Consider the following 17,056-nt stretch of genomic DNA (forward strand, 5'->3'; position numbering starts at 1 on the left):
GAGCAAACCCTCGCGCATCATCAGGCCGAGATTGCGCTTGGCGTGACGCCAGGGCTCGTCGGCACCCTTATAGATGATGTGGCGGATATCGTTGACGCGGCCCGGATTGGGGGGGCGTCCGGCGTCGAGCCACGCTTCGCGGGACTTGCCGCCCTTCCAGGCGCGGGTGGTGAAGCCGAGGATTTCGGTCTTCACGCCACAGCGCTCCAGCGTACGTGCGAGGATATCGCCACAGATCGCCGCGATGGTGATCGGACGACCGCGCATGGAGCCGGAATTGTCGATGAGCAGCGTCACCACAGTGTCGCGGAATTCGGTGTCGCGCTCGGCCTTGAACGACAGGGCCTGCAAGGGATCGGTCACGACCCGGGTGAGGCGGGCGGTGTCGAGCACGCCCTCTTCGAGGTCGAAATCCCAGCCGCGCTCCTGCTGCGCCATCAGGCGGCGTTGCAGCTTGTTGGCCAGCCGTGCGACGGCGCCCGCCAGATGTTCGAGCTGCTTGTCGAGCAGGCCCCGGAGCTGTTCGAGCTCTTCGGGCGGGCACAGATCGGCGGCGGAAACCACTTCGTCGAACTTGTCGGTGAAGACCTTGTAGCTGGGCTGATTGGACAGACGATGGTCGGACTGGCCCTGTGGCGGCGGGGCGGCGGTGTCGTCGCCGATCTCGGTCTGGGTGTCTTCTTCGGAATCGGCAGTGTCGGCTTCCATGCCTTCGACGTCACCGGCTTCCTCGTGCTGGCCGGGGGTTTCCTCGGTGCCTTCCATGTCGGCGCCATCGGCCTCGCCGTCCGAATCGTCTTCATCTCCGTTGGTCGCCTGATTATTCTGGGCGCTTTCGTCGGAATTGTCGGCCTCGTCGGGCTCGAAATCGTCGTAATCGGCCTCGGCGATCAGGTCGAGATCGCGCAGGATGGCGCGGGCCCGCCGGGAAAATTCGGTCTGGTCATCGAGATGGGTGGCCAGAAGATCGAGAGACGTGCCGATCCTGCCCTCGATGCGTTCGCGCCACAGATCGACAATCGGCGTACCCGAAGGCGGCACTGGAATGCCGACAACTTTTTCGCGCATCATCAGCCCCAGCGCCTCGGCGAGGGGGGCGTCCTGAAGATCGGTGATGTTGGCGTAATTGGCGCGGAACAGCCGATCCTCGATCATTTCGGCGATGTTGCCGCTCATGCCCGCCATGCGGGTGCAGCCCAGCGATTCGACGCGCGCCTGTTCAAGCGCATCGAAGGCGGCGCGGGCTTCGGGATCTTTGGGAGCCATCTTGCGATGGGTGTCCGGGTCGTGACTGGCCAAACGCATGGCCATGGCGTCGCCCTGACCCCGCGCGACGGCGATGTCGCGGGCGGTTGGCAGGCGCGGGAGCGCGGCGAGGCGCGCCCGGTCGGCGGTCAGGATTGGCCGTTCGGCGGTGAAGCTCACTTCGAGATCGGGCTGTCCCGCGACGGTGCGCACCGCCGCGCCCACGGCGGCCTTGAAGGTTGCTGTGGGGTCGGGCTTGTTGGCTTTGGTGCGCGGGGACTGGGCCATTGATCTTCAAAGCTTTGGGGTTGGTGGAGAGGCTGCCCCCTCATCCGACCGCTACGCGGTCCCCTTCACCCACAAGGGGAGAAGGGGAGGGGGAGTGCCTAAGCCGAAATCGCCAGGTTGGCGGCGGATTCGGGGAGATCGACGCCGAACACGCGCTGGTAGAATTCGGCAACGACCGGGCGTTCGAGTTCATCGCACTTGTTGAGGAAGGTCAGCCGGAAGGCAAAGCCCAGATCGCCGAAGATTTCAGCGTTCTCGGCCCAGGTGATCACGGCGCGCGGGCTCATCACGGTCGACAGATCGCCATTGATGAAGGCCGAGCGGGTGAGATCGGCGACGCGGACCATGTTGGAGACGGTCTTGCGGCCCTCTTCGGTCTGGTTGTAGCTCTTGGCCTTGGCCAGAACGATGCCGACTTCCTTTTCATGCGCCAGATAGTTGAGCGTCACGACGATCGACCAGCGGTCCATCTGGCCCTGGTTGATCTGCTGGGTGCCGTGGTACAGCCCCGAGGTATCGCCCAGCCCGATGGTGTTGGTGGTCGAAAACAGACGGAACGCCGGGTGGGGACGGATGACGCGGTTCTGGTCGAGCAGGGTCAGGCGGCCCGAGACTTCGAGCACCCGCTGGATGACGAACATCACGTCGGGGCGCCCGGCGTCGTATTCGTCAAACACCAGGGCGACGTTGTTCTGCACCGCCCAGGGGAGAATGCCGTCGCGGAATTCGGTGACCTGCTTGCCGTCCTTGAGAACGATGGCGTCCTTGCCGACAAGGTCGATACGCGACACGTGGCTGTCGAGGTTGACGCGGACCAGCGGCCAGTTCAGCCGGGCGGCGACCTGTTCGATATGGGTCGACTTGCCCGTGCCGTGATAGCCCTGCACCATCACGCGGCGGTTGAAGGCAAAACCGGCGAGGATGGCCAGCGTGGTGTTGCGATCGAACAGGTAGTCCGGGTCGATCTCAGGCACGTGGTCGGTGCGTTCGGCGTAACCCTTGACCACCATGTCGCTGTCGATCCCGAAAAGATCGCGCACCTTGTAGTCGGTATCGGGCAAGTTGGAATACTCAGTCATCATTGGCCTCGTGGAGGGCGTTGTCCTCGGCTCTCGGGGAGAAAATTCAGGCGCTTATAGCAGTCTGTCTGCCATAAACCCAGAGTGCACAGCGCCGCAAGCCTCAGTCTTGCCGCAACGCCCTAAACGAAGCCGCGCGACTTGAGATGATTATAGGCGGCGATGATCGAGCGCAGGCGGTCTTCCGAGCCCCGGTCGCCGCCATTGGCGTCGGGGTGGTGGAGCTTGACCAGGGCTTTGTAGGCCGACTTGATTTCGGATGAGGGCTTACGGGTTTCAAGGCCCAGTACCTCAAACGCTGCCCGATCCTGCCCGGTGAGGGTGATCTCGCGCTCGGGCGCGTCAGCCCCCAGATTGCCTCCGGCCCGCGAGCGCAGGCGCGCAAACAGGTGGTTGACGTCGTGGAACTGGCGGCCAGCGGGCTGGCGGGGCCGCGACGGGCGCGGCTGGGGGTTCGACTTGCCATGGGCATTGGACCCGAAGGCCCAGGTTTCGCGGCTGCCGGGGGCGTTCATCTTGTTGGCGTGATCGGCGATCTCGTCGTCGTTCATGTCGGCGAAGTAATTATAGGCCTTGTTATAATGGCGGACGTGTTCGAGGCAGAAGCTGTGGAACTCGCCTTCCGAGCGCGCGCCCTTGGGGGCCTTGTGCAGGCCGGGATTTTCGCAGCCTTCCCAGTCGCAACCGGGATGCGTCGCAGCCGCCTCGACCGCCGCAGAGCGACGCGGCTTGATGCGCACGGAATCGAAAATTTTGGATTTGGAATTGGTCATTGATATCGGTTCAAGCAGTTGCCGGTTTCCGGGCCTTGGAAAGCGGGGCCCATGATCCTATACACTTTCGCACCGGGATGCCCGGTACATATTTTGCCATTTCGCCAGCCGGAGCTGTTGACACGATGAGCGTACGCGATGAAATCGAGGCCGCCCTTGCCGAAAAGTTTGCGCCGAGCCTGTTGGAGGTGATCGACGAATCCCAGCAGCATTATGGCCATGCGGGATGGCGGGAAGGGGGCAATACACATTTCCGTATCCGCATTTCAGCCCCGGCGCTTGCAGGGTTGAACCGGGTGGCGCAGCACAGGGCCATCAACGAAGCGCTGCAGGCGCAGTTCGACGCCGGGCTGCATGCGCTGGCGATCGAGGTGAAATAACCTCCAGGGGGCTGGGGAGACCTCCTTTAACGCATATCCTCCAGAAACTGCGTCACGTCCGCGGCGTTGACGTTCTTTTCGATGAACGCCTTGCCGATGCCGCGGGTCAGAATGAAGGTCAGCGCGCCGCGCGAGACCTTCTTGTCCTGGGCGATGGCGTCCATCAGAACGTCTGTGGGGGGCAGATCGCCGGGGATGTCAGCCAATATGGTGGGCAGGCCTGCGGTTTTCAAATGGGCTTCGATGCGGCCCGAATCCTGAGAAGGCGCGAGGCCGAGCCGGGCCGAAAAACGATGGGCGAGGACCATGCCGACGGCGACGCCTTCGCCGTGGAGCAGCCGGTCGGAATAGCCCGTGGCCTTTTCCAGCGCGTGGCCAAAAGTGTGGCCCAGGTTGAGCAGGGCCCGGCGGCCCGTTTCCTTTTCATCCTCGACGACGACACGCGCCTTGGCAACACAGGCTTTGGCGATGGCTTCGGCACGGGCCGGGCCGCCGGATTCGATGTCGGAAAAATTGGCTTCGAGCCAGAAAAAGAACTCCTCGTCGTCGATCAGGCCGTATTTGACCACTTCGGCATAGCCAGCAGCGAACTGGCGCGGGGGGAGTGTATCGAGGGCCTGCTGGTCGGCCAGTACGAGGCGGGGCTGGTGGAAGGCACCGACGAGGTTCTTGCCATATTGGGAGTTGATGCCTGTCTTGCCGCCGACCGAGGAATCGACCTGGGCCAGCAGCGAAGTCGGAATCTGGACGAAATCCATGCCACGCCGGGTGATGGCGGCGGCAAAGCCGGCCAGATCGCCGATCACCCCGCCGCCCAGCGCGATGAGGATATCGTTGCGCTCCAGGCGTGCGGCGAGAATGGCGTCGACGGTGGTTTGCAGATGCGCCCAGGATTTGGTGGCTTCGCCCGCGGGCAAAATGATCTCGGTGTGCGACAACCCCGCGCCATCAAGGGCGGCGAGCAGGCGCGGCAGTTGGGCCCGGGCGACGTTTTCATCGGTGACGATGCCGTAGCGCGCGCCGGGAAACAGGGACGCCAACCGCTCGCCCGCGCTGTCGATGGCGTCGGGAGCGATGATGATGTCATATGCCCTGTCCCCCAACGGGACATGGACGGTGTGGCGGGCGGGCGCTTGCAGGCTCATGATTTGGTCACCGGATCGAGATGGTCGGATAGGGCGGCGAGAATGTCGCTGACGACGGTCTCGTGGGGGACATCGCGCGATTCGACGGTAAGGTCGGCGAGCGCATAGATCGGGTAGCGCTTGTCGATCAGGTCGCGCAATGTGCCGCGGGGGTCGTGGGTCTGGAGCAGCGGGCGGCCGGGGCGCTTGGAGACGCGGGCGAACAGCAGCTCGAAATCGGCCTTGATCCAGATCGAGAGCGCGCCGTCCAGAATCGAGCGGCGGGTTTCAGGATTGACGAAGGCACCGCCGCCGGTGGCCAGAATCCCCTGACGGCCCTGCAACAGCCGGGCAATGACCCGGGCTTCGCCGGCCCGGAATTCCGCTTCGCCATGGGCGGCGAAGATGTCGGGGATCGACATGCCGGCGGCGGTTTCAATTTCGGCGTCGGAATCGGTGAAGGGCAGGCCCAGCCGGGTGGCCAGACGCCGCCCCACAGTGGTCTTGCCCGCGCCCATCATGCCAATAAGCACGATGGAACGCCCGCCAAGGCGCGCCAGCACTTCGCTTTCGACCTTCGGCCCGGTCGTGCCTGTCGCGTTCGGCCCCATCGTTTTTCGCCCTTTCGATTGCGAGTGGTTCAAACCTTTGGCGCGGCATGTGTCAAGGTGGCGTGGCTTGCCGGAGCGGCGCAAATCTGGAAAAACAAGGGGGCCATCCCAGGGGAAACCATGCCAACACTGTTTCGGCTGCTCGTGGCCATCGCTTTCATCGCCGGGCTCGCTTATGCGGGAATGTTCGCGCTCACGGTTCTGGTCGAGCCGGAGGAACGCGAAGTGACCGTGCGTATTCCGACCCGCGACCTGCTGGCGGATACGCCCTGATGCGCGATCTGCACCTTATCGACGCCTTTCTCGAAATGATGAGCGCAGAACGCGGGGCAGCGGCCAATACCATTGAAGCCTATCGCCACGACCTGCTCGATTATGCCGGGTTTCTCGCGCGGCGGAAACTTTCGGTGTCGGAGGCGGCGCGCGCTGACGTGGCTGATTATCTCGCGCATCTCTCGGCGGAAGGGCTGGCGGCCAGTTCGGCGGCGCGGCGGCTGAGCGCGGTGCGTCAGATGCACAGATTTTTCGTTTCCGAAGCGATCAAAGAAGACGATCCGACGCGGATCGTCGCTTCGCCCAGACCGGGGCGGGGCTTGCCCAAGGTGCTCTCGATCGACGAGGTCGACCAGTTGCTGGCACAGGCCGAGGCGGAGGCGGAGGGCGGCGAGGACAAGGCGGTGCGGCTCTACGTCTTGCTGGAGCTGCTTTACGCTACCGGGCTGCGGGTTTCCGAACTGGTGGCGCTGGAACAGGCCGCGGTGCGCCGCGAGGCGGATCATCTGATCCTGGCGGGAAAGGGCGGGCGCGAGCGGCTGGTGCCGCTCAATGACAAGGCGCGCGACGCCCTGCTCGGCTGGCTGAAATCCCTGGGGAAAAACCGGTTTGTCTTTCCGGCGGGTGGAGCCGAAGGACATCTGGCGCGGCAGGTGTTTGCCCGTGATCTCAAGGCGCTGGCCGGGCGGGTGGGTTTGCCGGTGGCGAAAGTGTCCCCGCACGTGCTGCGGCACGCCTTTGCCTCGCATCTGTTGCAGAACGGGGCCGATCTGCGGGTGGTGCAGATGTTGCTGGGCCATGCGGACATTTCGACGACGCAGATCTACACCCATGTGCTGGACGCGCATTTGCGGCAATTGCTTGAAGACCATCATCCTCTCGCCGGGGGCGCTTGACATATCCGGGGCGAGCCGACACTTTCCCGCCACTTTGGACCCATAGAGCGTCGCCATCGCCAAGAGCGTCTGGCGGCCCCCGCGCAAACATCATAAGGTTGCCCGAAAACGGGCGGGTTGCATGCAGTCATATCTCGATTTTGAAAAGCCGGTTGCCGAACTCGAAGGCAAGATCGCCGAGCTCAAGTCCCTCGCCCAGACCGACCAGGCCGTTTCGATCGGCGACGAGGTCTCCCGTCTCCAGCATCGGGCCGACGATGCGCTGCGCGACATCTACAAAAAGCTCACCCCCTGGCAGAAGACCCAGGTGGCGCGCCATCCGATGCGCCCGCATTTTTCCAACTATCTCAAGGCGTTCGTGACCGAGTGGACGCCGCTGGCCGGGGACCGCAAATTTGCCGAAGACCCGGCGATCCAGGCGGGGTTTGGCCGTATCGACGGCATTCCGGTCGCCATCATCGGGCAGGAAAAGGGCAACGACACCGAAAGCCGCCTCAAGCACAATTTCGGCATGGCCCGGCCCGAAGGCTACCGCAAGGCCGTGCGGATCATGGAAATGGCCGACCGGTTCGGCATTCCGGTGATCTCGATTGTCGACACCGCCGGGGCCTATCCGGGCATCGGCGCTGAAGAGCGCGGGCAGGCGGAAGCCATCGCCCGGTCCACGGAAAAGTGCCTTGAAATCGGGGTACCGAACCTGTCGATCATCATCGGCGAAGGCGGGTCAGGCGGCGCGATTGCCATTGCCGCTACCAACAAGGTGCTGATGCTCGAACATTCGGTCTATTCGGTGATTTCTCCCGAAGCCGGAGCCTCGATCCTGTTCCGCGATGCTGGCAAGGCACAGGATATGGCAGCGGCCCAGAAGATCACGGCGCAGGATTTGCTGGCGCTCAAGGTAATCGACGGGATTATCGAGGAGCCGGTGGGCGGCGCCCATCGCAATCCGGAAAAGATCATGGCCGATACGCGGGCGGAAATCGTCAAATTCCTCGGCGAATATGGCGATGATCTGGGGCCGCTCGAAATCCGCGAATTGCGGCGCGAGAAGTTCCTGGCGATCGGGACGACGCTGGTTTAGGGCCTGTCGCAGGCGCTGCGCACCCCTCACCCCCGGCCCTCTCCCCTCTAGGGGCGAGGGGGGCTCTTGTTGCAGATGCGTGAGTTCCTGCTGGAACGCTGGTTCGAGCTTTTGTTCTTACTCGTCCATGCCCTGTCATCCCGGACGTAGACCCGGGAACCAGTAACCGGCAGAGCTTGCGTTCTTTTCTCATCGCTGCCGCGTACTGGATCCCGGCTCAAGGCCGGGATGACACGCTGAGGGAAGGGCAGCCCGGCGCGCGTCGCTCTCCCCGTTGCTCACCGGAATGTGACTGCGACAGTTGCAATTTGCCGAAAATTCGCGTCGAGTGCGGAGAAACCTTACCGAGCGTTAACCCTGAGGTGCGATGAACCTCAAGGAGGGGGCGTAACGGTAATTCGGGGTCAGGGCACAGATGATCCGCAAGGCGGTCCTTTTACTCACGGCGGTCCTGTTCGCAGGCGTCATCGCTTCATGTTCGCCGCTCGAAGGCGATGGGCGACATATGGTTCCGCTGTCGGGCGCGGCCAAATCGCGGCTGAGCGCCATGGGCTCTTCGCCCCAGGCGCCGATGATGGTGCGCATCTTCAAGGAAGAAGATACGCTCGAAGTCTGGAAACAGACCTCAAGCGGGGCGTACAAGCTGTTCAAGAGCTATGATATCTGCACCTGGTCGGGTGAGCTGGGCCCAAAATTCTATGAGGGCGACCGGCAGGCGCCGGAAGGGTTCTATACGATCACGCCGGGGCTGATGAATCCCAACTCCAATTATTACCTGGCCTTCAACCTGGGCTTCCCCAACAAATACGACCGCTCCTATGGGCGGACGGGCAGCCATCTGATGGTGCATGGCGCATGTTCATCGGCCGGGTGCTATGCCATGGAAGACGAGCAGATCGCCGAAATCTACGCGCTGGCCCGCGAATCGTTCACCGGGGGCAATCGCTCGTTCGAGGCGCAGATCTTTCCGTTCCGGATGACGCCGGACAATCTGGCCCGGCACCAATCGAGCCCCCACGCGGATTTCTGGAACAACCTCAAGGAAGGCTATGACTTCTTTGAGGTGGCCAGTACCCCGCCAAGCTGGGACGTGTGCGATGGGCGCTATGTGTTCCGCCAGCCTTCGGCAGCGGGGGCGACAGCGTCGATGGCGGGAAGCTGCCCGGCGGTGGTCGCCGATCAGGCGATCATTTCCGCCTATATGGCCAAGCAGAGCGCTGATGCCGCCGCAATCCAGAGCGCAACGGTGCGCATTGCCAACGCGCAAGCCGCCGCTGCCAGTGCCGAAGAGCGGCGCGTGGCGGCGCAGGCGGAACAGGCCGCCCGGGGCGAAGCGCTCAACACCGCGGTGAGCGGGTTCTTTGGCACATTGTTCAGCCCGTTCGGCGGGCAGGCGCAGTCGCAGGCCGCAGACTGAAGGCAGCAAATAACGGGCGGAAACGGGGCTGAGGAGCATGCGGGGCAAGGACAAGGCGGAGCGGCTCGCCCACGGCGCGGACCGCTATTTTGGAAAGACCGTCGATGATCTGACCCGTATCGAGCAGTCGGTGCTCGAACGGGCCTTTGCCCGGCGCACGGTGGCCCGCGATACCAACGCGGCCTACAAGGACCGGCAGGGGTTTGGCGATCGGGTGGCGGACCGGATCGCCGCTTTTGGCGGATCCTGGGGCTTCATCCTCTCCTTTATCGGTTGCCTGGCACTGTGGGTGCTCAGCAATCTGTTGCTGGCGACGCGGGCTTTCGACCCGTATCCCTTCATTTTCCTCAACCTGATGCTCTCGATGCTGGCGGCATTGCAGGCGCCGGTGATCATGATGAGCCAGAACCGGCAATCGGCGAAAGACCGGCTGGCCGCCGAGCACGATTACGAGGTCAACCTCAAGGCCGAGGTCGAGATCATGGCGCTGCATGACAAGCTCGACCAGTTGCGCGAGCACGATTTGCGGGCGCTGGTTGAACAGCAGCAGCAACAGATTGACCGCCTCACAGAGGCGGTGCTGGCGAACCAGCGCAAGGACTGAGAAGACGAGTCTATAGCAATTCCTGATCTGATTGAATCAGATCAGATGCCCTAAGTGCTTGTTTTGTCGCGTTTCCGAACCGAACAAGTGGTATCCACCTGTTCTGGAAACGCTCTATAGCAGGTCGCACAAAGGGGCGATCAGCGGCAGGTCGGCGGGCGGCATGGGGTAATCATGCAGGCGCTGGGGGCGCACCCATTTGAGCGCCGAGTGCTCATGGGCGGTGGGGGTGCCCTGCCATTTGCGGCACACATAGAGCGGCATCAAGAGGTGCCAGTCCTCATAGGCATGGCTGGCAAAGGTGAGCGGGGCAAGGCAGGCCGCGCTGGTATCGACACCCAGTTCCTCGCGCAGTTCGCGGATCAGCGCTGCTTCAGGGGTTTCGCCCGCTTCGATCTTGCCGCCGGGAAACTCCCACAGGCCGGCAAGCTGTTTGCCCTCCGGGCGCTGGGCGATCAGCACGCGGCGATCCGCGTCGACCAGCGCGCAGGCAACGACAAGGGTGATTTTCATAGGGACGTCTCCGGCGAGCGGCGGTAGTGATAGGGGTAGCGGAAGGTAAAACCGAGGGACAGGTACAACCCAAGGGCAGCATGGTTATCGGCCCGCACCTGCAAGGCGGCGTGTCGGGCCTTGTGATCGACCGCCCAGGCAAGGGCCGCTTCCATGATGCGGCGGCCAAAGCCCTGCCCGCGCTGAGGCTTTGCGGTGATCACGTCATAGACCATCGCAATGTCCTCCGAGAGGGCGCAGATCAGGGCGGCAGCGGGCGCGCCGGTTTCGTCGGCGATGACGAGGCCGCAAGCGGGGGCATCGATGGCCCGGACAATGGCGGAAAAAGCGTCGAGCCTTGCGCCTTCAAACCCCTGAAGGTCGGCCTCGATGGCAAGGAACGCCGGGTCGGCGGCATCGTAAAGCTGAGCTGCCGGAGCCGGCTCGGCAGTCTCCGGCAAGGGCATGGACAGCACCAGACTGGATTGGAACGCGGCCCATCCGAGGCTTTGGAGGCTTGCGAAGGTGCTGCGGCCCGTGAGCGGCGTGACGCGGAACACCGGGGCAAGGCTGCGCGCCTGATAGGCGGTCGCCAGCGTTGCAAGCCGGGCCTCGGCGTTGGCATCATCGGCGGGATCAAGGCACCAGATCGAATTGGCGCGCCCGGAAAAACCCGACGCAAAGCGCGCCTGCCACTGGCCGTCGGTGACGGTTTCAAGCGCTGGCCAGGTGGCCAGAGCCGCAGCTTCGAGGCGCGCAACGCTGGGCATGATCCGAACTAGCTCCGATAGCTGCCGTTGATGTCGATATAGCCGTGGGTGAGATCGCAGGTGTAGAGGGTGGCTTTGCCATCGCCCAGACCGATATCGACCTTGAGCGTCAGCTCGTCGCCCTTCATGTAGGCGCTGGCCGCGTCCTCGGAATAGTCGGGAGCCCGTTCGCCGTTGCGCGCAACCACGATATCGCCAAAGGCGATGGTGAGGCGGTCGCGGTCGGCGGGCTGGCCCGCCTTGCCCACTGCCATCACCACCCGGCCCCAATTGGCGTCCTCGCCGGCAATGGCGGTCTTGACCAGGGGGCTGTCGGCAATGGCGCGGGCAATCTTTGCGGCGCTGTCATCCGATTGGGCACCGGTGACGGTGACGGTGACGAATTTGCTGGCGCCTTCGCCGTCGCGGACAACTTGCATGGCCAGATCGAACAAGACGGTCTTGAGCGCGTCGCCAAAGGTTTCGGCGCGCGGGTCGGACAGGCTGTCGATGGGGGCGATGGCGGCCTTGCCAGTGGCGAACGCCAGAAGAGTGTCGGAGGTTGAGGTGTCGCTATCGACGGTGATGGCGTTGAAACTTGTCTGGTTGTGGCGGGCAACAAGGGCCTGAAGGACCGGCGCGGCGATCGGGGCGTCGGTGAACACAAAGCTGAGCATGGTGGCCATGTCGGGGGCGATCATTCCCGAGCCTTTGGCAATGCCGGCGATCGAGATGGCGACGCCATCGATTTCGACCGTCGCTTCGGCGAGCTTGGGGAAGGTGTCGGTGGTCATGATGGCGCGGGCCGGATCGATCCACGGTTCGGCGACGAGAGTGCCCGCCAGGCCTTCAAGAACGCCATCGAATTTGGTCGCATCCAGCGGTTCGCCGATCACCCCGGTCGAAGCAAGGAAGATTTCCGACGGAGCACAACCAACGGCCCGGGCGGCAATCTGGGCGGTGAGTTCGACCGATTGTTTGCCCTTGAGGCCGGTGAAGGCGTTGGCATTGCCCGAATTGACGACGAGGGCGCGGGCCGTGCCGCCAGGCAGGTTGGCGCGGCACCAGTCAATGGCGGCGGAGGGGCACAGCGAGCGCGTGAGCACACCGGCCACAGTCGTGCCGGGATCAAACACCGCCAGCAGCACGTCAGTACGGCCCTTATAGCGGATGCCCGCTTCGGCGGTGGCAAACCGCACGCCGGCGATGGCAGGCGGAACGGCGTGGGTTTTCGGGGCAAGGGGGGAGATGGGCAGGGCCATGGAGGTGGGGCCTTCGCTGAGGGATGGACGCCCTTCCCTGTGCCTTAAAACATGGGGCCCTTGCAAGAGCCCGTATGTCAGGACGCGGGGCGCTTTGCCAGTACCAAGATGCCGGCAAGCAGGACCATCGCACCACCCGACGCTTCGCGCAGGCGGCGGATCAGGTTGGGCCGCGCCGCGGCCCCGTCCCGAAGACGTCCGGCAAGCAGCGCGACAACAATGTCCGCAGCGGTGTTCAGGCCAACCGAAACGATGCCGAGCAGCGCGAACTGGAGGGCGACATTGCCGGTCGGGTCCACGAATTGCGGAATAAAGGCCAGGAAGAAAGCGGCGGTCTTGGGGTTGAGGGCCTCGACGAGCACGCCGTCGCGAAACGCAAGCCGGGCTCCGGTTGGCGGCGTGGCGAGATGGTTGCCGATCGCGAGTCCGGCGTCCTTGCGGGCCGCGAGGATGGTGCGCACGCCGATCCAGACGAGGTAACCGGCGCCAGCCAGCTTGAGGACGGTGAACAGTTCGGCCGACGCCAGAACGATGGCCGATACGCCCAGCGCCCCGGCCCCGATGTGGAACAGTCCGCCGAAACCGTTGCCGAAACTCGATGCGATACCTTCGGCGCGCCCGCCGGCCAGCGTTCGGGCGGCGACGTAAAAGATGCCAGGACCGGGCGTGATCGCCAGAAGCAGGGCGGCGGCAAGGTAAAGGACGAACTGGCTCGGTTCGATGATCATCGGCCCAATCTCCAAGGGCTGTCGGAGCGGTAGTTCTACATCATTCCACCGGCGCGTGGGAGCATGCGGCCAAAAAAAACCCGGCTTGTGGCCGGGGTTCTGTCGTTGCAACGGTGCGGAGGGATCAGATCCCGCCCTGAGCCTCGACGGCGGCGGCGAGGTCTTCATCGGCAATGTCGATCTCGACACCAGCCTTGGCCTCGTCGATAGCCGCCTCGTAGCTCTCATAGAGAACCTGCTGGGCGACCTGCTGGCGCACCTGGTCGAGCGGGGGTGCTTCGGAGAGGCGGCGGTCTTCAAGCTGGATCAGGTGCCAGCCGAACTGGCTCTGCACCGGCTGGGACAACTCGCCCACTTCGAGTGCAAACGCGGCCTGTTCGAATTCAGGCACCATCATGCCGGTGCTGAAATAGCCCAGGTCACCGCCGGTAGCGCGGGTGCCATCGGTGCCATATTCGGAGGCGGCATCGGCGAAGTCGCGGCCACCCTCGATCTCGGCGCGGATTTCCTTGGCGCGCTCTTCGGTGTCGACAAGAATGTGCCGGGCGCGCACTTCGGGCTCGGGGGTGAAATCGGCAACCAGTTCGTCATAGGCGGCTTCAACCGCCTCATCGGTCACGCGGGTCTCGACGATCTGGTTGAAGAAGGCGCGGCGCAGGGCCTGATCTTCGAGATAGGCGAGGCGGCGGGCGAACTCGTCGCTTTCGTCAAGGCCATCGGCCCGGGCGGCGCCGGCCATCAGCTTCATGTCGATCATCACCGTGAGCAGGAAGGCGCGGCGCTGGTTGGCGGGGACCGACTGCAATTCGGCAGTCAGCTCTTCGGCGGCGAGCGCCAGATCGGCCTCGGTGATTTTGGCATCGCCAACGGTGGCGAGCACGGTATCGGGGGAGGGGGCAGCCTGCTCGGTGGCGGGCTGCTCAGGCGTTTGGGCCAGCAGCGGGGTCGCGCCCAGCGACAGGGCCAGTGCAGCCGGCAACAGAGCGGCGCGCGCGAGGCCAACCGCCTTGGCGGCGAGATCGAATGACATGATGTGAGCTCTCCTTTGTGTGAGACCGGGGCCCCCATTTGCCCGGGCCGGGTATCCATAACACCTTGTGCACCCGGACTTTGGCGCTGGTTTGTCTGATTTTGACGGCGTTGACAAGCCATGGTGGCACTCTTACATCTCCATCAGCGTTTTTTCGCGCCCTGGTGGCAAGCGCACCGGCCTGCTGCCCTTCAGTCTATTTCGAGGTGGTATTCCGGAAGGTCAGAACGGCCAGATCCGGGGTAAAACAACAGGTTCTAAGGACACTCTTCATGGCTCTTGCTGCGCTCGCCCGGAAGTTCTTCGGCTCGGCAAACGACAGGCGTGTCAGACGCTACCAGTCCAACGTGGATGCCATAAACGCGCTGGAAGCGGAGTACGAAAAGCTCACCGACGACGAACTGCGGGGCAAAACCGAACAGTTCCGGCAGCAATTGCGCGGCGGGGCCAAGCTCGCGGACATCATCGTCCCGGCCTTTGCCACGGTGCGTGAGGGCTCCAAGCGTGCGCTGGGAATGCGCCATTTCGACGTGCAGCTGATCGGCGGTATGGTGCTCAATGAGCGCGCCATCACCGAGATGCGGACCGGTGAAGGCAAGACGCTGGTGGCAACGCTGGCCGCCTACCTCAATGCGCTGGAAGAAAAGGGTGTCCACGTCGTCACCGTCAACGACTACCTCGCCCGTCGCGACAGCGAATGGATGGGAACGCTCTATAATTTTCTCGGGCTGACCACCGGGGTGATCGTTCATGGGCTCAACGATATGGAGCGCAAGGCGGCTTACGACGCCGACATCACCTACGGCACCAATAACGAATTCGGCTTCGACTATCTGCGCGACAATATGAAATATTCGCGCGAGCAGATGGTGCAGCGCGGGCACAATTACGCGATCGTCGACGAGGTGGACTCGATCCTGATCGACGAAGCGCGCACACCGCTGATCATTTCGGGGCCGTCACAGGACCGCTCGGAACTGTACAAAACCATCGATAAATATATCCCGCTGCTGGTCGAGGACGATTACACCATCGACGAAAAGCACCGGGCGGCGAGCTTTACCGATGAGGGTATCGAAAAGCTCGAAGAGATTTTGACCCGCGACGAGATCATCAAGGGCGGCTCGCTCTACGATATCGACAACGTCTCGGTCGTCCATCACCTCAATTCGGCGCTCAAGGCGCACAAGATCTTCTCGCGCGACAAGGACTATATCGTCCGCGACGACGAGGTGGTGATCATCGACGAGTTCACCGGCCGGATGATGCCGGGCCGGCGGTTCTCCGAAGGCTTGCACCAGGCGTTGGAAGCCAAGGAAAATGCCAAGATCCAGCCGGAAAACCAGACGCTGGCGTCGATCACGTTCCAGAACTATTTCCGCCTGTATGAAAAGCTGGCCGGCATGACCGGAACGGCGGACACCGAGGCGGCGGAGTTTGCCGACATCTACGGGCTGGACGTGGTGACCATTCCCACCAACCTGCCCATCGCCCGTGTGGACGACAACGACCAGATCTATCGCTCGGTGGACGAGAAGTTCGAGGCGATCACCAATGCGGTGGTCGAATGCCGCAAGCGCAACCAGCCGGTGCTGGTGGGCACCACCTCGATCGAACGCTCCGAGATGCTGGCCGATTTCCTCAAGAAAAAGGGTATCAAGGACCTCAAGGTTCTCAACGCCCGCCATCACGAACAGGAAGCCCAGATCATCGCCGGAGCGGGCGTGCCGGGCGCGGTGACCATCGCCACCAATATGGCGGGTCGCGGTACCGACATTCAGCTTGGCGGCAATCTGGACATGCGGGTCGCTATCGAGACCGCAGAGCTGGAGGGCGAGGCAAAAGACAAGAAGATCGCCGAGATCAAGGCCGATATCGCCAAGAAGAAGGAAGAGGCGCTGGCCGCTGGAGGCCTGATGGTGATCGGCACCGAACGCCACGAAAGCCGCCGCATCGACAACCAGCTGCGCGGCCGGTCGGGCCGTCAGGGCGACCCCGGACGCTCGACGTTCTATGTGTCGTTGCAAGACGATCTGATGCGCAGGTTCTTCCCCGAGCGGATGGAAAAGCTGCTGACCTCGCTGGGGCTCAAGGATGGGGAATCGATCTCCGATGCCATGGTCACCAAGGCGATCGAGCGGGCCCAGACCCGCGTGGAAGCGCACAACTTCGATATCCGCAAGAACATCCTCAAATACGACGATGTGATGAATGATCAGCGCAAGGTGATCTTCGAGCAGCGCAAGGAACTGATGGATGCCGAATCGGTGGCCGATACCATCACCGACATGCGCCATGACGTGGTGGATTCGATCATCGCCAAATCCTGCCCGGACCGCTCCTATCCCGAGCAGTGGAATATCGAGCAGCTTGGCGCAGCGGCCAAGACTTATCTCGGTGTCGAGCCCGACCTCGCCCACTGGGTGGACGAGGAAGGCATGGATGTCGAGGTGCTGCGCGAGCGTCTGGTCAAGATGGCCGACGAATACGCGGCGGCCAAGGCGGCTCGTGTCGGCCCCGAAGCCATGCGCCAGATCGAAAAGAGCTTTGTGCTGCAATCGATCGATGGCCTGTGGCGCGAGCACCTGATCACGCTCGATCACCTCTCGAAGGTGGTAGGCTGGCGTGGACTGGCCCAGCGTGATCCGCTCAACGAGTACAAGCAGGAAGCGTTTGAGCTGTTCTCGCAGCTGCTCAACAATCTGCGCGAACTGGTCACCACCCAGCTGAGCCATTTCGAGTTGCGTCCGTCCCCGCCGCAGGAGCCCGATCCCAGCCAGTTGCGGGAGACCCATATCGACCCGCTGACGGGCGAGAATGAGGTGGGCGAAGATCAGCCACAGGGGCAGTTGAGCCCTGAAGTGATGGCGCGGACCCGCCGCAATGATCCGTGCCCGTGCGGATCAGGCAAGAAGTTCAAGCATTGTCACGGGGCATTCTAGGCGAACGCCGTTTGACACCCGGGCCGTCGCCGGCTCGGCAAGCTCAGCGCCCCCTTATCCGACCGCTTCGCGGCCACCTTCT

Annotated in this window: 17 protein-coding genes; 7 read left to right on the top strand and 10 right to left on the bottom strand. The window is 63.4% G+C overall.

The window, feature by feature from the left end:
- The 3 genes from VNS12_RS03500 to VNS12_RS03510 all read right to left on the bottom strand — a co-directional run.
- Positions 1 to 1,533, bottom strand: a 1,533-nt coding sequence (locus tag VNS12_RS03500) for a cobaltochelatase CobT-related protein (protein WP_325486458.1), incomplete at its 3' end; no start/stop codon positions are given.
- A gap of 98 nt (positions 1,534 to 1,631) precedes the next feature.
- Positions 1,632 to 2,612: a cobaltochelatase subunit CobS gene (cobS, locus tag VNS12_RS03505; RefSeq protein ID WP_325486474.1), complete on the bottom strand. Its 981-nt coding sequence runs from the start codon at positions 2,610 to 2,612 to the stop codon at positions 1,632 to 1,634.
- A gap of 122 nt (positions 2,613 to 2,734) precedes the next feature.
- Positions 2,735 to 3,385 (bottom strand): J domain-containing protein, encoded by a 651-nt coding sequence (locus VNS12_RS03510; protein WP_325486459.1) that lies wholly within the window; start codon positions 3,383 to 3,385, stop codon positions 2,735 to 2,737.
- Positions 3,386 to 3,510: 125 nt separating this feature from the next.
- Here VNS12_RS03510 and VNS12_RS03515 point away from each other — a divergent pair, with 125 nt between their 5' ends.
- On the top strand, positions 3,511 to 3,765 hold the full coding sequence (locus tag VNS12_RS03515; protein WP_325486460.1) for a BolA family protein: 255 nt from the start codon (positions 3,511 to 3,513) through the stop codon (positions 3,763 to 3,765).
- 26 nt (positions 3,766 to 3,791) lie between these two features.
- Here VNS12_RS03515 and aroB read toward each other — a convergent pair whose 3' ends face one another.
- Entirely contained in the window at positions 3,792 to 4,910 is a 1,119-nt protein-coding gene (aroB, locus tag VNS12_RS03520; protein ID WP_325486461.1) for a 3-dehydroquinate synthase, read from the bottom strand.
- On the bottom strand, positions 4,907 to 5,500 hold the full coding sequence (locus VNS12_RS03525; RefSeq protein WP_325486462.1) for a shikimate kinase: 594 nt from the start codon (positions 5,498 to 5,500) through the stop codon (positions 4,907 to 4,909). The genes aroB and VNS12_RS03525 overlap by 4 nt, the downstream gene beginning before the upstream one ends.
- Positions 5,501 to 5,620: 120 nt before the next feature.
- Between VNS12_RS03525 and VNS12_RS03530 the strand changes: the two genes are divergently transcribed.
- From VNS12_RS03530 to VNS12_RS03550, 5 genes are all read left to right on the top strand, one after another.
- A complete protein-coding gene (locus VNS12_RS03530) occupies positions 5,621 to 5,773 on the top strand; it encodes a histidine kinase (RefSeq protein ID WP_325486463.1) in 153 nt (50 codons plus the stop codon).
- On the top strand, positions 5,773 to 6,669 hold the full coding sequence (locus VNS12_RS03535; RefSeq protein ID WP_325486464.1) for a site-specific tyrosine recombinase XerD: 897 nt from the start codon (positions 5,773 to 5,775) through the stop codon (positions 6,667 to 6,669). Before VNS12_RS03530 ends, VNS12_RS03535 begins: the two co-directional genes overlap by 1 nt.
- Positions 6,670 to 6,790: 121 nt before the next feature.
- Positions 6,791 to 7,750, top strand: coding sequence for an acetyl-CoA carboxylase carboxyltransferase subunit alpha (locus tag VNS12_RS03540; protein WP_325486465.1), 960 nt, complete (start codon positions 6,791 to 6,793; stop codon positions 7,748 to 7,750).
- 415 nt (positions 7,751 to 8,165) lie between these two features.
- On the top strand, positions 8,166 to 9,167 hold the full coding sequence (locus tag VNS12_RS03545; protein ID WP_325486466.1) for a murein L,D-transpeptidase family protein: 1,002 nt from the start codon (positions 8,166 to 8,168) through the stop codon (positions 9,165 to 9,167).
- A 37-nt stretch (positions 9,168 to 9,204) separates the two neighbouring features.
- Complete coding sequence (locus VNS12_RS03550; protein WP_325486467.1) at positions 9,205 to 9,771, top strand: DUF1003 domain-containing protein; 567 nt, start codon at positions 9,205 to 9,207, stop codon at positions 9,769 to 9,771.
- 114 nt (positions 9,772 to 9,885) lie between these two features.
- Here VNS12_RS03550 and VNS12_RS03555 read toward each other — a convergent pair whose 3' ends face one another.
- The 5 genes from VNS12_RS03555 to VNS12_RS03575 form a co-directional block, all read right to left on the bottom strand.
- Positions 9,886 to 10,284 carry a (deoxy)nucleoside triphosphate pyrophosphohydrolase gene (locus VNS12_RS03555; RefSeq protein ID WP_325486468.1) on the bottom strand — a complete coding sequence of 133 codons (399 nt, stop codon included), beginning with the start codon at positions 10,282 to 10,284 and terminating at the stop codon, positions 9,886 to 9,888.
- On the bottom strand, positions 10,281 to 11,033 hold the full coding sequence (locus VNS12_RS03560; protein WP_325486469.1) for a GNAT family N-acetyltransferase: 753 nt from the start codon (positions 11,031 to 11,033) through the stop codon (positions 10,281 to 10,283). The genes VNS12_RS03555 and VNS12_RS03560 overlap by 4 nt, the downstream gene beginning before the upstream one ends.
- Before the next feature lie 8 nt (positions 11,034 to 11,041).
- Positions 11,042 to 12,274: a bifunctional glutamate N-acetyltransferase/amino-acid acetyltransferase ArgJ gene (argJ, locus tag VNS12_RS03565; RefSeq protein ID WP_325486470.1), complete on the bottom strand. Its 1,233-nt coding sequence runs from the start codon at positions 12,272 to 12,274 to the stop codon at positions 11,042 to 11,044.
- 77 nt (positions 12,275 to 12,351) lie between these two features.
- A complete protein-coding gene (locus tag VNS12_RS03570; protein WP_325486471.1) occupies positions 12,352 to 13,002 on the bottom strand; it encodes a LysE family translocator in 651 nt (216 codons plus the stop codon).
- A 124-nt stretch (positions 13,003 to 13,126) separates the two neighbouring features.
- Positions 13,127 to 14,032: a peptidylprolyl isomerase gene (locus tag VNS12_RS03575; RefSeq protein WP_325486472.1), complete on the bottom strand. Its 906-nt coding sequence runs from the start codon at positions 14,030 to 14,032 to the stop codon at positions 13,127 to 13,129.
- Positions 14,033 to 14,304: 272 nt separating this feature from the next.
- Here VNS12_RS03575 and secA point away from each other — a divergent pair, with 272 nt between their 5' ends.
- Complete coding sequence (gene secA / locus VNS12_RS03580) at positions 14,305 to 16,974, top strand: preprotein translocase subunit SecA (protein ID WP_325486473.1); 2,670 nt, start codon at positions 14,305 to 14,307, stop codon at positions 16,972 to 16,974.
- Positions 16,975 to 17,056: the final 82 nt, after the last annotated feature.

The sequence above is a fragment of the Pelagibacterium sp. genome (assembly GCF_035555455.1).
Lineage (GTDB): Bacteria > Pseudomonadota > Alphaproteobacteria > Rhizobiales > Devosiaceae > Pelagibacterium.

Excerpts from the sequence above, each read along its gene's own strand:
- cobS (WP_325486474.1), bottom strand. The coding sequence starts at position 2,612 with ATGACTGAGTATTCCAACTTGCCCGATACCGACTACAAGGTGCGCGAT.
- VNS12_RS03510 (WP_325486459.1), bottom strand. The coding sequence starts at position 3,385 with ATGACCAATTCCAAATCCAAAATTTTCGATTCCGTGCGCATCAAGCCG.
- VNS12_RS03515 (WP_325486460.1), top strand. The coding sequence starts at position 3,511 with ATGAGCGTACGCGATGAAATCGAGGCCGCCCTTGCCGAAAAGTTTGCG.
- aroB (WP_325486461.1), bottom strand. The coding sequence starts at position 4,910 with ATGAGCCTGCAAGCGCCCGCCCGCCACACCGTCCATGTCCCGTTGGGG.
- VNS12_RS03525 (WP_325486462.1), bottom strand. The coding sequence starts at position 5,500 with ATGGGGCCGAACGCGACAGGCACGACCGGGCCGAAGGTCGAAAGCGAA.
- VNS12_RS03530 (WP_325486463.1), top strand. The coding sequence starts at position 5,621 with ATGCCAACACTGTTTCGGCTGCTCGTGGCCATCGCTTTCATCGCCGGG.
- VNS12_RS03535 (WP_325486464.1), top strand. The coding sequence starts at position 5,773 with ATGCGCGATCTGCACCTTATCGACGCCTTTCTCGAAATGATGAGCGCA.
- VNS12_RS03540 (WP_325486465.1), top strand. The coding sequence starts at position 6,791 with ATGCAGTCATATCTCGATTTTGAAAAGCCGGTTGCCGAACTCGAAGGC.
- VNS12_RS03545 (WP_325486466.1), top strand. The coding sequence starts at position 8,166 with ATGATCCGCAAGGCGGTCCTTTTACTCACGGCGGTCCTGTTCGCAGGC.
- VNS12_RS03550 (WP_325486467.1), top strand. The coding sequence starts at position 9,205 with ATGCGGGGCAAGGACAAGGCGGAGCGGCTCGCCCACGGCGCGGACCGC.
- VNS12_RS03555 (WP_325486468.1), bottom strand. The coding sequence starts at position 10,284 with ATGAAAATCACCCTTGTCGTTGCCTGCGCGCTGGTCGACGCGGATCGC.
- VNS12_RS03560 (WP_325486469.1), bottom strand. The coding sequence starts at position 11,033 with ATGCCCAGCGTTGCGCGCCTCGAAGCTGCGGCTCTGGCCACCTGGCCA.
- argJ (WP_325486470.1), bottom strand. The coding sequence starts at position 12,274 with ATGGCCCTGCCCATCTCCCCCCTTGCCCCGAAAACCCACGCCGTTCCG.
- VNS12_RS03570 (WP_325486471.1), bottom strand. The coding sequence starts at position 13,002 with ATGATCATCGAACCGAGCCAGTTCGTCCTTTACCTTGCCGCCGCCCTG.
- VNS12_RS03575 (WP_325486472.1), bottom strand. The coding sequence starts at position 14,032 with ATGTCATTCGATCTCGCCGCCAAGGCGGTTGGCCTCGCGCGCGCCGCT.
- secA (WP_325486473.1), top strand. The coding sequence starts at position 14,305 with ATGGCTCTTGCTGCGCTCGCCCGGAAGTTCTTCGGCTCGGCAAACGAC.